The 14,679-nt window shown below is 40.8% G+C and carries 17 protein-coding genes and 1 pseudogene; 7 read left to right on the top strand and 11 right to left on the bottom strand.

All coding sequences use genetic code 11. The features are described from left to right. Window positions 1-239: 239 nt before the first annotated feature. The gene (locus LC653_RS40530) at window positions 240-455 is read left to right on the top strand and encodes a CAB/ELIP/HLIP family chlorophyll-binding protein (protein WP_099101899.1); all 216 of its coding nucleotides are present in this window, start codon (window positions 240-242) and stop codon (window positions 453-455) included. 141 nt (window positions 456-596) lie between these two features. Further along, complete coding sequence (locus LC653_RS40525; protein WP_229500957.1) at window positions 597-1,178, top strand: thioredoxin family protein; 582 nt, start codon at window positions 597-599, stop codon at window positions 1,176-1,178. A gap of 101 nt (window positions 1,179-1,279) precedes the next feature. On the opposite strand, the gene LC653_RS40520 is transcribed toward LC653_RS40525, so the two are convergent. The 5 genes from LC653_RS40520 to LC653_RS40500 form a co-directional block, all read right to left on the bottom strand. Next, complete coding sequence (locus LC653_RS40520; RefSeq protein WP_100898999.1) at window positions 1,280-1,792, bottom strand: hypothetical protein; 513 nt, start codon at window positions 1,790-1,792, stop codon at window positions 1,280-1,282. An 809-nt stretch (window positions 1,793-2,601) separates the two neighbouring features. Next, a complete protein-coding gene (locus LC653_RS40515) occupies window positions 2,602-3,570 on the bottom strand; it encodes a glutathione S-transferase family protein (RefSeq protein WP_229500956.1) in 969 nt (322 codons plus the stop codon). Window positions 3,571-3,709: 139 nt separating this feature from the next. Further along, window positions 3,710-4,000 (bottom strand): Asp-tRNA(Asn)/Glu-tRNA(Gln) amidotransferase subunit GatC, encoded by a 291-nt coding sequence (gene gatC, locus LC653_RS40510; protein WP_109010682.1) that lies wholly within the window; start codon window positions 3,998-4,000, stop codon window positions 3,710-3,712. A gap of 106 nt (window positions 4,001-4,106) precedes the next feature. Next, entirely contained in the window at window positions 4,107-4,628 is a 522-nt protein-coding gene (locus LC653_RS40505; RefSeq protein WP_229500955.1) for a photosystem I assembly protein Ycf3, read from the bottom strand. A gap of 87 nt (window positions 4,629-4,715) precedes the next feature. Then, entirely contained in the window at window positions 4,716-5,417 is a 702-nt protein-coding gene (locus LC653_RS40500; protein WP_229500954.1) for an SOS response-associated peptidase, read from the bottom strand. Window positions 5,418-5,613: 196 nt separating this feature from the next. On the opposite strand from LC653_RS40500, the gene LC653_RS40495 reads away from it, so the two are divergent. After that, window positions 5,614-6,225: a glutathione S-transferase family protein gene (locus LC653_RS40495; protein ID WP_229500953.1), complete on the top strand. Its 612-nt coding sequence runs from the start codon at window positions 5,614-5,616 to the stop codon at window positions 6,223-6,225. A gap of 121 nt (window positions 6,226-6,346) precedes the next feature. On the opposite strand, the gene LC653_RS40490 is transcribed toward LC653_RS40495, so the two are convergent. From LC653_RS40490 to LC653_RS40470, 5 genes and pseudogenes are all read right to left on the bottom strand, one after another. Next, window positions 6,347-6,574 carry a DUF167 domain-containing protein gene (locus LC653_RS40490; protein ID WP_190895654.1) on the bottom strand — a complete coding sequence of 76 codons (228 nt, stop codon included), beginning with the start codon at window positions 6,572-6,574 and terminating at the stop codon, window positions 6,347-6,349. Next, the gene (locus tag LC653_RS40485) at window positions 6,552-6,968 is read right to left on the bottom strand and encodes a ribosomal maturation YjgA family protein (RefSeq protein WP_229500952.1); all 417 of its coding nucleotides are present in this window, start codon (window positions 6,966-6,968) and stop codon (window positions 6,552-6,554) included. The genes LC653_RS40490 and LC653_RS40485 overlap by 23 nt, the downstream gene beginning before the upstream one ends. Window positions 6,969-7,082: 114 nt before the next feature. Beyond that, window positions 7,083-7,634, bottom strand: a complete 552-nt coding sequence (locus tag LC653_RS40480) for a DUF2231 domain-containing protein (RefSeq protein WP_229500951.1) — start codon at window positions 7,632-7,634, stop codon at window positions 7,083-7,085. A 33-nt stretch (window positions 7,635-7,667) separates the two neighbouring features. Further along, entirely contained in the window at window positions 7,668-8,408 is a 741-nt protein-coding gene (locus LC653_RS40475; protein WP_229500950.1) for an LmeA family phospholipid-binding protein, read from the bottom strand. 632 nt (window positions 8,409-9,040) lie between these two features. Further along, window positions 9,041-9,475, bottom strand: a pseudogene (locus tag LC653_RS40470) (Uma2 family endonuclease). 225 nt (window positions 9,476-9,700) lie between these two features. Between LC653_RS40470 and LC653_RS40465 the strand changes: the two are divergent. From LC653_RS40465 to LC653_RS40450, 4 genes are all read left to right on the top strand, one after another. Next, entirely contained in the window at window positions 9,701-10,267 is a 567-nt protein-coding gene (locus LC653_RS40465; protein WP_229500959.1) for an HD domain-containing protein, read from the top strand. Between the two features lie 249 nt (window positions 10,268-10,516). Then, window positions 10,517-11,053: a hypothetical protein gene (locus LC653_RS40460; protein WP_229500949.1), complete on the top strand. Its 537-nt coding sequence runs from the start codon at window positions 10,517-10,519 to the stop codon at window positions 11,051-11,053. Between the two features lie 221 nt (window positions 11,054-11,274). After that, window positions 11,275-12,111, top strand: a complete 837-nt coding sequence (locus LC653_RS40455) for a CheR family methyltransferase (protein ID WP_229500958.1) — start codon at window positions 11,275-11,277, stop codon at window positions 12,109-12,111. 258 nt (window positions 12,112-12,369) lie between these two features. Further along, a complete protein-coding gene (locus LC653_RS40450; protein WP_229500948.1) occupies window positions 12,370-13,149 on the top strand; it encodes a hypothetical protein in 780 nt (259 codons plus the stop codon). A 354-nt stretch (window positions 13,150-13,503) separates the two neighbouring features. Here LC653_RS40450 and LC653_RS40445 read toward each other — a convergent pair whose 3' ends face one another. After that, window positions 13,504-14,445, bottom strand: a complete 942-nt coding sequence (locus LC653_RS40445) for an NAD(P)-dependent oxidoreductase (RefSeq protein ID WP_229500947.1) — start codon at window positions 14,443-14,445, stop codon at window positions 13,504-13,506. Between the last annotated feature and the right edge of the window lie 234 nt (window positions 14,446-14,679).

Raw genomic sequence — 14,679 nt, 5'->3', positions numbered from 1 at the left:
AGTAACTCCACCACGTAAAGAAGCATCTGTTGCTGTTTAATACCTTAGATTATTCATACTTTTGCTAAGTCTCTGATTAACTCAGCCCTGCTGGGTCATTTTGTATAGCTTAGTCTAAACTCCAGTTTGGAATCTTACCTAACACGCAGCCAATATTTTAATAAATCAATGCGCTTGCTTTACAAAAATTAATAACTTTGTTACAGTTATTTACATACAGAAAAGACAGGGAAAAATCCATGCGTACAAACACTGCTATAATTGACGACCAAGGCAAACTCAACAACTTTGCGATCGAGCCAAAGGTTTATATAGATGAGCAAGGCGATCGCACTGGTTTCACTCCCTATGCAGAAATGCTCAACGGTCGTTTAGCAATGATTGGTTTTGTCTCTCTCATAGCGTTAGAAGTATTCACAGGACACGGCATCGTTGGTGTTTTGGCAAGTCTATAAAAACTAATTTCTATAACTTAACTCTCAACAAATATAAGAGACGGTAAATTTACCGTCTCTTAATTTATGGAAAACTTAGTGCTAGAGTAAAAATATACTCATAGCAAAAGCCGCTATCAGCGTAAAAATATTGGGTGAACTATGGCTTTAACTGCTTCAACTATGTTGCCATTAGGCACAAAAGCTCCAGATTTTCATCTACCGGAAGTAGTATCTGGAAAGGCAACTTCACTTTCCACTTTCGCAGATAAAAAAGCGCTGTTGGTAATGTTTATTTGTCGGCATTGCCCATTTGTAAAGCACGTTCAACAAGAATTAGTGCAGTTAGGAAAAGATTATTTTACAAGTGATTTAGCGATCGTTGCCATCAGTGCTAACGATGCAAAAAATTACCCAGATGATGCGCCAGAGTCGTTACAAGCATTTGCAACAGAACAAGGGTTTAATTTTACCTTATGCTACGACGAGAGTCAGGAAACGGCGAAGGCTTACACAGCAGCTTGCACACCTGATTTTTTTGTATTTGATGACCAACGGCAACTTGTTTATCGCGGACAATTAGATGATAGCCGCCCCAGTAATGGCAAACCCGTAACAGGCGCAGATTTACGCGCAGCCATTGAAGCAGTGCTGGCGGATAAACCCGTTACAAGCGACCAAAAGCCGAGTGTTGGTTGCAATATTAAATGGAAGCCTGGAAACCAACCCAGTTATTTTGGTTGAAAGAGATTTGGAATGGGGCATGGGGCATGGGGCATGGGGCATTGAGTATTGGTAAAACTTTTCCCTAGTCCCTACTCCCTACTCCCTACTCCCCATAACTATCAATGTTTAATTTCCAAATTCAGTATGTAGCATCCTAATTGAACTTTTTCTGCCCACAATTCATATTCCAGGCGCAAATGCTCTGGTAAGGGATGTCCATTGAGAATTAGGCTACTAGTAAAATTTCGTAAACGAATAGGATTGTTAGGTTGCAACGACTCAGTTGGCAACCAATAGCGACTAATGCCATAAACGCCCCGTTCCCAAAAGTGACGGTAACTGACTTGAGCGTTACCTTGCATGGTCATGATGACCCGATAAGGAGAAATCTCCAGCCACAAAATTCTGGGACTGTTAGGGGCGTAAGCTTTGCTCTTACTTTGGGGAAGTGTATCCTCTGGACTTACGACACTCTCAACTTCACAGCTAATTAGGGGCGGTGCGGTCAGCAGCAAATGGAATCTATCAGTATCTTTTTGATACAATGTCGCGGCAGTTTCCACAACAGACCAGATTGGTAGGTCAGTGGAAATAAGTGATAAGCACACGGGCTTGCGGTGATGGGTCAGCATGGGAGCGATAAGGGCTAAAAGCTATTGAACAAAGTGAAATGAACACACTAGGCAGTCTAATAGGTCAGGGTAAGAAACTAAATACTAAAACAGGCTTAATATTAATGAATTCGCTGATTTGTTAAGCTACACAGATACCAATAGAAACAGGTAGAATGTCAGCTTAGACAGCAAAAACGTTACTTTCTCTAGAGAGAGCTAATTCGTAAGTAAAGCTTGTAAATATTCTAAGGCTATAGCCTCAAAACAGTCGGGTCTTTTTAGATGCTCAGAAACCTTCTTGAGGGAGACTCGCCGTAGATTTGAGTAAGTTTCATACAGCACAAAGCCAATAGGATACTAGGCACGAAGTCACCAGCAGCGATTTTGTTTGTTGCTGCTAACTTCCGGTGTATTCAAAAGCCAGTGTATCCTAATGTCGCCTTCTGTTATAACCGTAGAAACTCACGAAGACCTTTCTCTACAAGTTAATTATTCAATGGCCCCCTTTTAGCTGCCTTTACGGCGTCATATCCGCCTGGTTGGGGATTTTCACCATCGTCTAATGTTGGGCGCTCTAACCGAAATTTTGTAACTTCTTTTAAAAGAAGAACCCCGCAGCACTGCTAGTTGTTTTCAAGCTCGACAAAAGGACTTTTCAAAAATCCTCTAAACTTTATCGAATTAATGTAATTTTGAGTATTTATACTTGAACACGTAGATTTTGCAAAAATTAACGCTTTGAAATTTGTTACCCCAGATGAATCGCACTAAGTTCTGGGCTGCATGTAATACTCATAAAGCGATGACGCAACAAGCGAACAAAACAATCAAGCAAATATTTTATCCCGGTTATGGGGTGCATCAAAATCAATCAGTGGGCCTTTTGGAACGATGCGAGTTGGGTTAACTTGGGGATGGCTTCTGTAATAATGCCGTTTGATGTGGTCAAGATTGCAAGTCTCTTTGACTCCCGGCAGTTGGTAAAGTTCTTTGAGATAATTCCACAGATTTGGATAATCTACAATTCTGCGTAAGTTGCATTTGAAATGCACATAATAAACTACATCGAAACGAAACAGAGTAGTGAACATACACCAGTCCGCCTCAGTAATTTGATTTCCGCAAAGATAGCGTTGATTTCCCAATACTTTTTCCCAGTAGTCGAGAGCGGTGAATAATTCCGTTACCGCTTCATCATAAGCCGACTGAGTGGTAGCAAATCCCGCCCGGTAGACACCGTTATTTATTGGTTGATAAATTGTATCAATTGTCTCGTCAATTACTTTTTGTAAATGTTCTGGATAAAAGTTGATATTTTGTTTGGCGAAAGCATTGAATTCTGTATCAAACATTCGGATGATTTCGCGGGATTCATTATTGACAATTGTCCCTTTTTGGATATCCCATAAAACTGGAACTGTCACCCGGCCGCTATAGTTAGGGTCAGCTTTTAGATAAAGTTGCCAAAGATATTGAGTCCCGTTGACTGTATCGGGAATGCACCCCGGTTCATCGCCAAATTCCCAGCTATTTTGATCGATTTCTGCGGCAACGACTGACAACCCAATGACATCTTGGAGTCCTTTCAATTGGCGGATAATGGCGGTGCGACACGCCCAAGGGCAAGCCCAAGAAATATACAGATGATAGCGCCCCGCTTCAGCTTTCAACCCACTAGAACCATCAGCTGTAATGTGGTTGCGGAAAGTAGTTGATGGACGGATAAATTTACCTTCTGAGTCTTCTTGATCCCTTTGAGATATCCACCGACCATCCTTAAGAATTCCCAAACCCATAATTATCTCCTTAGTTATTAGTCAACAGTCAAAAATCTAAAACTTTTGACTTTTGACCCCTTCGGGGTGACGCTCGCAAGCTCGCTAACGCCAGTCGCTCATGGGGGGAACCCCCAAGACCGCGCTAGCTCACTTTTGACTATTCAGCGTTGAGGATTTTTGGTACTTTGAAAAATTCGCCTTCCTGTTCAGGCGCACTATTGAGGATGCTTTCTCGGTCAGGATAGGGTTGCAATTTATCCTCTCGTGTGATGTTGCTGACATCAATTGCCCGCGTTGTCGGGGGCACATTACTAACATCAAGTTCATCCAACTGTTGAATATAATCCAGAATACTTCCTAACTGAGTAGTGAATTGTTCTTCTTCTTCGGGAGTTAATTCTAAACGAGCAAGATTAGCTACTTTATGAACTTGTTCTTGGTCAATCATAAATTATCATTTGTCATTGGTCATTTGTCATTGGTCATTAGTCCTTAGCAAATGACATAGACGCCCAGAGGGCGGCTTCCCAAAGGGTAGAACTAATGACTAATGACTAAAAGAATACGTCAATTTGCGATCGCCCGGTGGTTTTCAGCCAGTTTTGAGCTTCAATGTAGTTATTAGGAGCCATGCGAATAGCTCGAATCCAATAGTCTGCTGCTTGGTCAAAGAGTGCTTCGCCAGCCTCGTTATCTCCAGCTTCTTTCTCCTTTTCGCCTTGGTAGTGATAAATCACGGCGATGTTGTTCAAGGCTTGGGGCATACGTGGGTTTAACTCAATTGCCTGGTGATACAGTTCTAAAGCTTTGCTGTGGTCGCCGTTGCTGGCATAGATTAGCCCCATATTGTAAAGAATATAGCCGCGATCGTTGGTATCTTCCTCTAGTGTTAGAGCTTCTTCATAATATTCCAATGCTTCAGCATATTCCCCTTCTGCTTGGGCTGACATGCCATCTCGATAATAAACAAACGCTTCTTTAGCTTTTTTGTTGGTTGGCAGGATCTTCAGGATGATATCCGCCATCACTGTAAAGGATTTGTCAACAAAATTATCGTTCTTTTGTGTTCTTGGCATAGTAGTCTCTGGGGATTGGGGATTGGGGACTGGGTATTAGGGATTGGAAATCTTCCCTCTTCGTCTAATCCCCAGTCCACTCAATAGCTAATTTAACTGATTTGTGGGGACATTCTTCTCACTGAGTGGGATGATGCACTCTGGACTATTATGCCGAGAGTTGTTTACTAAGGTGCTAACTGGATACGCAGTCATTGCTGGCGCCAGATAAGGACGCAATAGCTGCTGTAGGGTTTGGGGCGTTTGCATTTGGGAATCTAGCCATAAATCGTAATCTTCTGGCTCTAGAATCACTGGCATCCGCTCGTGGATAGGTTGGAGTAATTCGTTAGCTGCCGTTGTCAAAATTGTACAGGAGATTATTTCTTCGTTAGCAGGCGATCGCCATTTCTCCCACAAACCTGCAAAGGCGAAGGGTTGCCCATCTTGAAGGCGGAAATAAAATGGCTGCTTTTTGCCTTGTTGCCGTTGCCACTCATAAAAGCCATCGGCTAGCACTAAGCAGCGTCGATGCTTAAAAGCTGAACGAAAAGCGGGTTTTTCGGCAACAGTTTCTGCCCTAGCGTTAATCAGCTTTGCCCCCATTCCTGCATCTTTCGCCCATGACGGAATTAATCCCCAATACAATTGCTTAAATTCCCGCTTTTCGCTTTCGGGATTTTGTAACACCGTTGCCACCATTTGCGTCGGTGCGATATTATATCCGGCTGCAAAATCCAGAACTGGCTCGACATGGAAAACTTGAGCTAAAGCTTCTGCTGACTGATTTAAAGTAAATCTTCCACACATACTTTTATTCTCGACCACTGACTAAATTAAATATCTCAATCTAGAAATGAATAATGTTTTTTATTTTTTCAGATAATTTTCTTTAGTACTTCTAAGCTAAATCTTCAAAAAAATCATCCGGTTTTGGAAAAATATTTTGGTAAGATATGGTATTTTGAACCTCTACTTATCAACATATTCTTAACTGCATTTTAGCATGGAACTACTGCGTTTGTACGATTTTTTACCTTCTGGTAATGGTTATAAGATACGTCTTTTATTAACACAACTAGGTATGCCTTTTGAGAGGGTAGAGCTTAACATTTTGAAAGGCGAGACTCGAACACCAGAATTTTTAAGTAAAAATCCCAACGGGAAGATCCCTATTATTGAAATCGAGCCAGGGAAATACTTGACAGAATCAAATGCCATATTGGTATATCTGAGTGAAGGTACAGAGTTTTTACCATACGACCGCTTTTTACGAGCGCAAGTGCTGCAATGGTTATGTTTTGAACAGTATAGCCATGAGCCTTTTATTGCTACATCAAGATTTTGGATTTCTATTTTAGGTAAAACTGAAGAATATAATGAAGCTATAAAGCAAAAACGTGAGCCAGGTTATGCAGCACTTAGCTTGATGGAAAAACACTTAATTTCTCACACTTTTTTTGTAGGAGAGCGTTACACGATTGCTGATATCGCCTTGTTCGCTTACACTCATGTAGCTGATGAAGGTGGGTTCGACTTAACACAATTTCCTGCTATCCAAGCTTGGATAGAAAGAGTCAAAGCTCAACCAAGGTATATCAGTATTACACAAGCATAAAAAGTCGATTTTGCTTTTTTTGTGTCTCTGGTTTTTTGACTTTGGGAGGGGATGTATTGGGTGGGACATCGCCTCACATTCAGCAGGCAGAGTCTTCCAATAAGGTATTACTAAGCAGCAACTAGATATCTGTATCAATTTCTATCAGCTTTTGTCGAGAAGACAAACCTGACTTAATTCTGATATCAGATTTGGCTACATCAAATTTCTTTGCTAATAGTTTAATTAATTCTTCATTAGCCTTACCATCGACTGGAGGCGATTTTAAATACACAGTCAAACTGCCATCAGGTTGTTCTTCAATTTTTTGCTGTTTTGAATTAGGTTTAACCTTGACTTTTTTTTGCATAACCTATTTTCTGTAATTGTCGCAGCCACAACCAACCTAAAACACAACCCAATACATAATGAGGAAAATCCCACCAAACAAAGGTAGTACCAAGTAACAACTTACCTATCAAAGTGGCGCGAATCTCCTCTAATAGTGGCGGATGCCAAAGTTGCAAGAATTCTAGTATACAGGTAATGACAAAAACCCATATAGGAATTTGGATTATCGCCGCCCGACTTCTGAAAAACCAAAATGCGAACAAACACCAAAATATTTCATAAAATATCGCTGCTCCGTAGTCATTAAACCACTGATGGGCAGGCCCAGTGTAGTACTTAAACAAAAAGCCCATCGGTACAACGATGAGCAGAGAAAGAATAATAAATATTGTTTGGTTACGATGTTGGAGCATTTTATTAAGACTAAAGACTAACGAAAATTTTAGCCTCTCCATAGTCATTTCTTAATAATTCGTAATATTAAATGTTAATTACGAATTACGAATTACGAATTACGAATTACTTCGTTATGGATATCTTCTGCTACCAGCGCCCACTACACCGATTTTATGGCGATAGGAAAGTTCAGCACCGAACCAGCCGGAAGCGCTAGTCAGTGTACCAACAACGAGCGAGATTAACAGTCCCCAAGGTACTATTCGGGACTCAGCGTCGCCCAAACGCAGGAGAAAGTTGACGAGTGATAAAACCAGGATAGAAACGTTAAGTATTAAATGCACCCAACCGGCAGTGCGCTTGCGAACTCGTTCAATTTTCAAAAAGTCGCTCAGACCGATCGCAGCAGCTAGTAAGCCTCCAGCTAATCCAAGTCCGATTAACCATAGCGAAGCCCTAGCCCAAAAGAAATCATGAGTTAACCAGTAGCCGATGTCACTTCCCAAGGCTGCGGCTAAAAAGGCGATGGGAAAGATTACACTCAGGGGATGTAGGGGATGTCCTGCGATCGCAACTGTACTAGGTACGCCGCTATCAAGATACTCACTGTCGTTACTTTCAATAACTGGTGGAATATTGGGAAAAGGTGTTGAACTTGTTTGCGTTGTTTCTGTACTTTCCATTATTAGTATCCTAAATTTATTAGCGTCTTATTTTTAAGCAGCAGGAATCTGTTCAACATAAGCTTCAGCTTGTAGGGTTAGTTTGCCTACTTCTACTTTTAGTTGGTTAACTTGCAAGCTCATTCCTTCTAAATCAAAGTTACTCAAATTCAGAATTTCGCTAGTTTGATCTATCAAAGCTTTTGTCAACTCTGGCGATATTTCCTTACTTTCGCCATACTCAACATTTTCCAAGGTAACAGTTTTTCCATTGGCGCTGATCTTGGGGACTGCGGAAAAAGCAACTTGCTGATTTTCACCTGTTTCTACTATTTTTATGGTGGCATTTAGTGCTACTTTTCCATCACCTGGTAGTCTAAATTCTACATGTTGAGGCTCAATAGTCGTCACTTGGCCGTTAACATTGATTTTTTGACTTTGCAGTTGCGATCGCACATATTCTGAGTTGAAGGCACGATTAATATCAGTCTCAGTTAACACAACCTGTGCATTAGCTTCTGTAGGTTTAGTGAGTTCAATTTTGCCGAAAGCTACACTCAGAGGATTAATGGCAACATTAGTCATTTGCATGTCAAATTCCTCCATGCGGAGGTCTTTCTGCATAACCATACCTTCACCTTCAATCGTGACTGAATCCACCTGCCCTTGAACCAGTTTCAACGGGTCTGTTTTGATGTCTACATCTAAATTTTCTACTTCATCTAATTGGCTAGATAATCCTATTTCTGCCGCTTTATTCAGCGCCTGCTCTCCTAATCCAGCACTGTCTGGCATTATTAAATTTACTCCTATAAATAGCATATCCTTGAGTTAATATAAGTAAATTTTTATCAAAATTTTATCTATCTGGCGATGGAATATACATTTAAATATTGTCTATCTACAAGTAGAATTACATAATTTTATCTAATAAAAACTTTTGCTTTTCTATCCAGGAGTTTTCAGGCGCAGACGTAGAGCCGCTTGTCGTCAAATATCGCTCAAAAGAAAGATGGTATCTTGAGAATTTAATCGTTATGCTACTTTTTATAATGAATGCTGCATCAAAATATGCTTAAGAGGATGTTTGAAAAGTTGTTTGTGATGTATCAAAGACCTATAGATCCTCCTAAATCCCCCTTAAAAAGGGGGACTTTGATTCCGGTTCCCCCCTTAAAAAGGGGGGTTAGGGGGGATCTTTATACAACTTGATATCTTTTCAAATAACCTCTAACGATAAAGCTTGTAGCGTAGTCTTAAACAAATTTTTTGGTTGGCGCATCCTCATATCGAATTGATATAGAATATGGTCAATTTTATAATAATTGTCTTAAAGGCAAGGTAAAACTAGGCACAACATCTTCACCGCTTAATACTGCCGTAGCTGGATATTGAGTAATTGAACCATCCCGGCGATAAACTAAAGCTTACTGATTTTTACTATCAATTAACCATCCTAATTGAACACCATTACTAATATATTCTTCCATCTTGGCTTTTAGTTTTGGCAAGCTATCGTTTTTAGAACGAATCTCAATTACAAAGTCGGGTGCTAAATTAATAAATTTGTCTTCTTCTTTATCCCAACCTTCTGGCAAACGTCCTTTAGCTACAAAAGCGGCATCAGGCGATGTCTAACGACAAGCCGCTACGCGTCTACGCACTGCCGTATTTGCTAATCTAAAACCTGTACTTGAACTAAAAACTTCACCTAAATCCTGACTTTCTACCCAATTCAATAAATAGGCTCCTGCTTTTATTTCTCGATTACCAGAAATTCCACCAGTTGGGGGCATAGTTTCTAACATTCCATTAGCATTGCGTTCAAACCGCAGTTCTGGGTTTTGCGAACTCATCAGCATTAATTCTTCATCAGTGACAGTATACAAAGACTGCACCGTTATTTTTTCGCTGGTCATGATGATGCCATAGCAAGCTTGATAGATATCTCAATTTTAGGCTGAGATTCAATTACTTCTGTACCCGTCTCCTGCTCTACGTTCTCTGTGTCTGGAGCGGTTTGTTATAAAATTGACATTAACATTAGTGAAATATCTGACTACAAGCTGTTTTATTCCTTCAAAACAATGCTCTCAGAACGCTTTACCACAGCTCTTACCTACGCCACCCAACTGCACGCCAAGCAAGTTCGTAAAGGTTCAGGTGTTCCCTACGTTGCCCATTTATTAGGTGTTGCCAGTATTGCTTTAGAATATGGGGCAAATGAAGATGAAGCAATCGCAGCCCTCTTACATGATGCGATCGAAGATCAAGGTGGCGCTGCAACACGAGAAGAAATTCGCCGTCGCTTTGGTGACAATGTAACAGCAATTGTAGATGGTTGTACTGACGCTGATACAACTCCAAAACCGCCTTGGCGACAGCGCAAGGAGGCATATATTGCTCATATTCCTACCGCTTCCCCATCAGTACTGCTCGTGTCATTAGCAGATAAACTTTACAACGCCCAATCTATTCTCAAAGATTATCGTGTTTTGGGCGAATCACTTTGGGAACGTTTTCAGGGAGGTAAAGAAGGAACTCTTTGGTATTATCGGGCGCTTGTGGATGCCTTCAGCAAGACTGGAACCACTGTAATCATTGACGAATTAGAACGGGTTGTTGCACAAATTGAGGTATTAACATCTAAATAAAAGATGAAGATATTTTTTCTAAAACGGATGCTCCCATTGAATCTAGCAGGTTCTACTTCGTAGTTCTAGTTCGATTATTCAGAAATAGATAAAAGTTTCATAGAAACTAGACAAATAGCCTTTTTACACACACTATATAATCATGTGTCTCACGAAAAAATTTTGGCTTTTAGGTTCTTTCTCTAGATAAAAAATCTTTCTCCCGGTAGACAGGTGTACTTACATTATTATGACTGCTATGTTACTAATATGACGATAGTAAGACGAAACGCCCTAAATACAACCGTAAGTCCTTCATTAAGTTCTCTAGAAACCTTGGCAGAAAAAGTTATTGAAGCAGAGCGTATGCACGATGTTCTGCTTTTACTGCAAAACTTGATTAACAGTGAAGAAGCCACTGTGAAACTAATTCTGGATTGTCTCTATGATGTTGGCTCAGTCAATCTAATCAACCAAAAGCTTCGCCTGAAACCTCTAAACAGGGTGATGAAATTAATCGCGCGAATGTCTAAACCAGTTTTTAGAACTTTGGCTTTAAATTGGTTTAAGAAAAACTGTCCTCAACTGATTACTAATTGGCTACATACACAGGTGACTTTTGGAAGTATCCAAAATAGACCCCAACAAGTAGCTGTTGAAGTTGCAGAACTTCAACCATATCCCATACCACAGAGAGAAAATCTAAGCCAAGAGATTAAAAATCTGCGCTATCAGGTTAGATGGCTAGCTGGGATTTCAATAATAGCGATCGCTGTTTTAGGAATAACAGCCGCTAGGTTAAACTAAAACCTATAAGAAGCACCGTTATCAAATTTAATAGATCCAGCAAGCTATTTTCGGCGTAAGATTCACTTGGGTTATAAAAATCCTACCACTCTAAAATGTGAATAATTTTTTCTGCATCAGGTGTTTTGGGAAATATTCGTTTTGCTAACTCCAAGCAGCTTAACTCGTTGTATTGCCAGCACATTTAAATAACTGGCTCAACATATATGCTAATTCGTACTATGACTTTGCCCAAGCCAACCTTGGAGGATATAGAAATACATCTGCTTTTAGAAGGTGTGTATCAGTACTATGGTTATGACTTTCGCGATTATGCTCTTTCCTCACTCAAGCGCCGCATTCAGGGATTCATGCAATTAGAGGGGTTAGCAAATGTTTCTGCATTGCAAGAACGGTTACTCCACAACCGTGCCTATTTGGAACGATTTTTGCTTACTCTGACCGTGAATGTAACATCAATGTTTCGCGACCCCAGCTTTTATCACACCTTCAGAAATCAAGTTATCCCCTTCTTGCAAACCTATCCGTTTATTCGCATCTGGCACGCTGGATGCTCCACTGGTGAAGAAGTGTACTCAATGGCGATTTTACTACAAGAAGAAGGGCTTTACCACCGTTGCCGCATATATGCTACTGATACTAATGAGAAGGTATTACAAAGTGCTAAAAGTGGGATTTTCTCCCTGAAACTGATGCAGGAATATACTCAACTTTATCTGAAAGCAGGCGGCAAGAAGTCTTTCTCAGAATATTATACAGCAGCTTATGATAACGCTATATTTCGAGCATCTTTAAGAGAAAATGTTGTTTTCGCCCAGCATAATTTAGCAACTGATAGCTCTTTTAATGAGTTTAATGTTATCCTTTGTCGTAACGTCCTGATATATTTTAATCAGGTACTTCAAAAGCGGGTACACGAACTGTTTTATAATAGCCTTTGCACCTTTGGTATTTTGGGTTTAGGAAGGCAAGAATCTATCAGGTTCACCCCCTATGAGCAGTACTATGAAGAGATAGTTAAAGGTGAGAAACTATACAAGAAAATAGCTGGAGCTTAAAATCTAGACTGTTTGAACTATTAGATGAACGTGATTTAGGTAGATTTAACCGTAAAGATAGAGAGAATCTAACTAAAAATGTATTTAAATTGGCACTAAGTATTTTCCAGATAATAAAGTTGCAATCTTGTCAAAAGACAGTCTGTCAAACATTTTTAATTGTGTTCAAAAGATAGACTTAGCGTAGACGCTTCTTCGGCTTGTCGCTAGACATCGCTTAAGGTAAATTACACATTAAAGTCTTAAAGGAGATTGTCGATGCAACTTCTCGAATGTCCTCCTGTTGCAGTCATTGCTGGAGAAAATGCGGTTCACCTTTCTCAACTACCTTCTATATGGCAAGACATTGCTAGAGGAAGCACGAGTGTCGGACTTTCCCATCCCCAAAGCTATGTTGAGATGGCACAGTTGTTCTTATATAAATTAGAGCATGGTGATGTTGACTTGTTTAGCGATCGCCCCCAACTAGCTCACTTGATACCGTCATTTTCCCAGCTATTTACACAACTAGCATGGGAAACTCTAGAGTTTTTTGGGCAAGACTTTCTCAAACACAGCTATCCAAACTTTGCAGAAATTCTCCGTGATGTGGAGTCAAAGGGGACAAAGTATGCTAATGAAGTAAAAGTGGCTCGCATTGGCATAGATTTATTCAATGAGTTTGGTTATGAACTACCTGCCAGCTTCTATCATGTGCATTTAGCACCAATTTACCGTGATCATGTTTTTGAAGAACGCGCCTTAAGATTTGATCAGCGCGATATCGAACACAAACGTGCTTGGGATGCAATACTCCATGCAGGTAAAGTATTTGCGATTCAAATGAAGGTGCAAAGCATTGCTTCTAAATACGGTTTTACTTATCAACACGGCTGTGGTTGTAACTCTCACCTATCTTCCATTGATGTATCTCGTGGCGCGTTTGAATATGAATTGAGTCTTGAAAAGCGCCAGCGATGGATTCGCAGTTTCATTTGGACTGCTTGGTATGAGTATGCCTTTTTTGCGATCGTGCCAAATACGAGTTATTTAGTTTGAGAAAAAAGTAGACTCTATCCCAAAAATGGATAAAGCAAGTTTAATCAGCATTCAGAGAATGTTTGAAAAGTATTTTTGGTAACATCAAAGCCTCGGAAACCTAACCCCCTAGCCCCCCTTCCCTACGTTCGCGCAGCGTCTCGAAGAGAGGGAATGTGGGGGTTTCAAAGCCTCTCTCCATTTCGGGGAGAGGTTTGGAGAGGGGTTTTTAGTATACTTACGACTTTTCAAACATCCTCCTCAGGCAGATTATTTTCTTAATTTGCCTAAATGCTTTTTCATTTGGGTATTTCACTCTCAGAAATTAAGTTTTTGACTCAGAAATTAGGTTTTTTAACGAAAAGACATTGGGAATTATGATTCAACAGTTACTCCACCTTCTAACTCCAAAGCTTTGATCAAAGCCGACGCATTTTCTTCCCCCCATCCTTGATTAACTGCTACCTTTAGTGTTTCTCGCACCATTGCCGCAGCAGGCGTTGGAGAATTCAAATCTTGGGCGAATCGAGCGATTAAATTAGCATCTTTAAGCATGTGTTTTAAGGCAAAACTCGGCGTAAAATCTCGATTCACCAGCATCTTACCTACGCCATCAAAAAGCGGAGAGCGAAAATCTACTACGTGCAATACATCAAGAACGTCTTTCGGATTTAGTCCGGCTTTAGTCGCTAGAACCATCGCTTCCCCTAACGCTTCGATTTGGGTTGCCACGACTGAGTTACCGACGAGTTTCATCGCAGCCCCTTTGCCAGTGTCGCCCAAGTAATGTATGCTTTCGCTTAACGGTGACAAAATCGGTTTGACTCGCTCAAATACCTCTCGCTTACCGCCGACGACAAACCACAATCCTCCAGATGTAGATTCGTTTTTACTGCCGAAAACGGGAGCATCAAGAAATTCGACATGCTTTTCGGCATAAGCTGCGGCTTCTTTGCGGGATGTATCGGGATGAACCGTACTCGTATCGATCGCAATTTGTCCCGATCGCACTTTCGATAAAATACCATCTTGTCCAAAGACAACATCTTCAACCGCGCGATCGTCTGCCAACGAGTAGATAATCACTTCAGCATTTTCCACAGCTTGTGCTGGTGTTTGTGCTTGTGTTGCACCTTGTTCAATCAGAGGTTTACAGGATTCTGGGTTACGGTTCCAAACTGTGACATCGTAGCCCGCTTTGAGCAAGTTGGTTGCCATACCACTGCCCATGATACCTAGTCCTAAATACGCAATGCGTTCCATGATGGTGTCTTCTAAAGGAAGTTTGTAGCGATGTCTTGAGCGTACACGCAGCATACCCGAAGTCAGCCTGTTTGTACCCTCCCCTTACATTACTGAGACTTTGAGTATAAATTCATCTTCCAATCGATAGACTCAGCAGCGATGCCTGCGGCGGGCTACGCCCAATACGGTTCGGTTAGTATATTTGGCTCTCGGAGATCCCCCCAACCCCCCTTAAAAAAGGGGGGCTTTTCCTCCTATTTACCCCCTTTTTAAGGGGGTCGCCGTAGGCGGGGGGATCTTAACCGA

Origin of the sequence: Nostoc mirabile CHAB5784 (genome assembly GCF_020829645.1) — a bacterium.
Taxonomy (GTDB): Bacteria; Cyanobacteriota; Cyanobacteriia; order Cyanobacteriales; family Nostocaceae; genus Nostoc; species Nostoc mirabile.
The sequence above is the reverse complement of the archived record's forward strand: the minus strand, read 5'-3'. Positions and strand labels throughout refer to the sequence as shown.

Coding starts and splice junctions, on each gene's coding strand:
- LC653_RS40530 (WP_099101899.1), top strand. CDS start 240: ATGCGTACAAACACTGCTATAATTGACGACCAAGGCAAACTCAACAAC.
- LC653_RS40525 (WP_229500957.1), top strand. CDS start 597: ATGGCTTTAACTGCTTCAACTATGTTGCCATTAGGCACAAAAGCTCCA.
- LC653_RS40520 (WP_100898999.1), bottom strand. CDS start 1,792: ATGCTGACCCATCACCGCAAGCCCGTGTGCTTATCACTTATTTCCACT.
- LC653_RS40515 (WP_229500956.1), bottom strand. CDS start 3,570: ATGGGTTTGGGAATTCTTAAGGATGGTCGGTGGATATCTCAAAGGGAT.
- gatC (WP_109010682.1), bottom strand. CDS start 4,000: ATGATTGACCAAGAACAAGTTCATAAAGTAGCTAATCTTGCTCGTTTA.
- LC653_RS40505 (WP_229500955.1), bottom strand. CDS start 4,628: ATGCCAAGAACACAAAAGAACGATAATTTTGTTGACAAATCCTTTACA.
- LC653_RS40500 (WP_229500954.1), bottom strand. CDS start 5,417: ATGTGTGGAAGATTTACTTTAAATCAGTCAGCAGAAGCTTTAGCTCAA.
- LC653_RS40495 (WP_229500953.1), top strand. CDS start 5,614: ATGGAACTACTGCGTTTGTACGATTTTTTACCTTCTGGTAATGGTTAT.
- LC653_RS40490 (WP_190895654.1), bottom strand. CDS start 6,574: ATGCAAAAAAAAGTCAAGGTTAAACCTAATTCAAAACAGCAAAAAATT.
- LC653_RS40485 (WP_229500952.1), bottom strand. CDS start 6,968: ATGCTCCAACATCGTAACCAAACAATATTTATTATTCTTTCTCTGCTC.
- LC653_RS40480 (WP_229500951.1), bottom strand. CDS start 7,634: ATGGAAAGTACAGAAACAACGCAAACAAGTTCAACACCTTTTCCCAAT.
- LC653_RS40475 (WP_229500950.1), bottom strand. CDS start 8,408: ATGCCAGACAGTGCTGGATTAGGAGAGCAGGCGCTGAATAAAGCGGCA.
- LC653_RS40465 (WP_229500959.1), top strand. CDS start 9,701: ATGCTCTCAGAACGCTTTACCACAGCTCTTACCTACGCCACCCAACTG.
- LC653_RS40460 (WP_229500949.1), top strand. CDS start 10,517: ATGACGATAGTAAGACGAAACGCCCTAAATACAACCGTAAGTCCTTCA.
- LC653_RS40455 (WP_229500958.1), top strand. CDS start 11,275: ATGACTTTGCCCAAGCCAACCTTGGAGGATATAGAAATACATCTGCTT.
- LC653_RS40450 (WP_229500948.1), top strand. CDS start 12,370: ATGCAACTTCTCGAATGTCCTCCTGTTGCAGTCATTGCTGGAGAAAAT.
- LC653_RS40445 (WP_229500947.1), bottom strand. CDS start 14,445: ATGCTGCGTGTACGCTCAAGACATCGCTACAAACTTCCTTTAGAAGAC.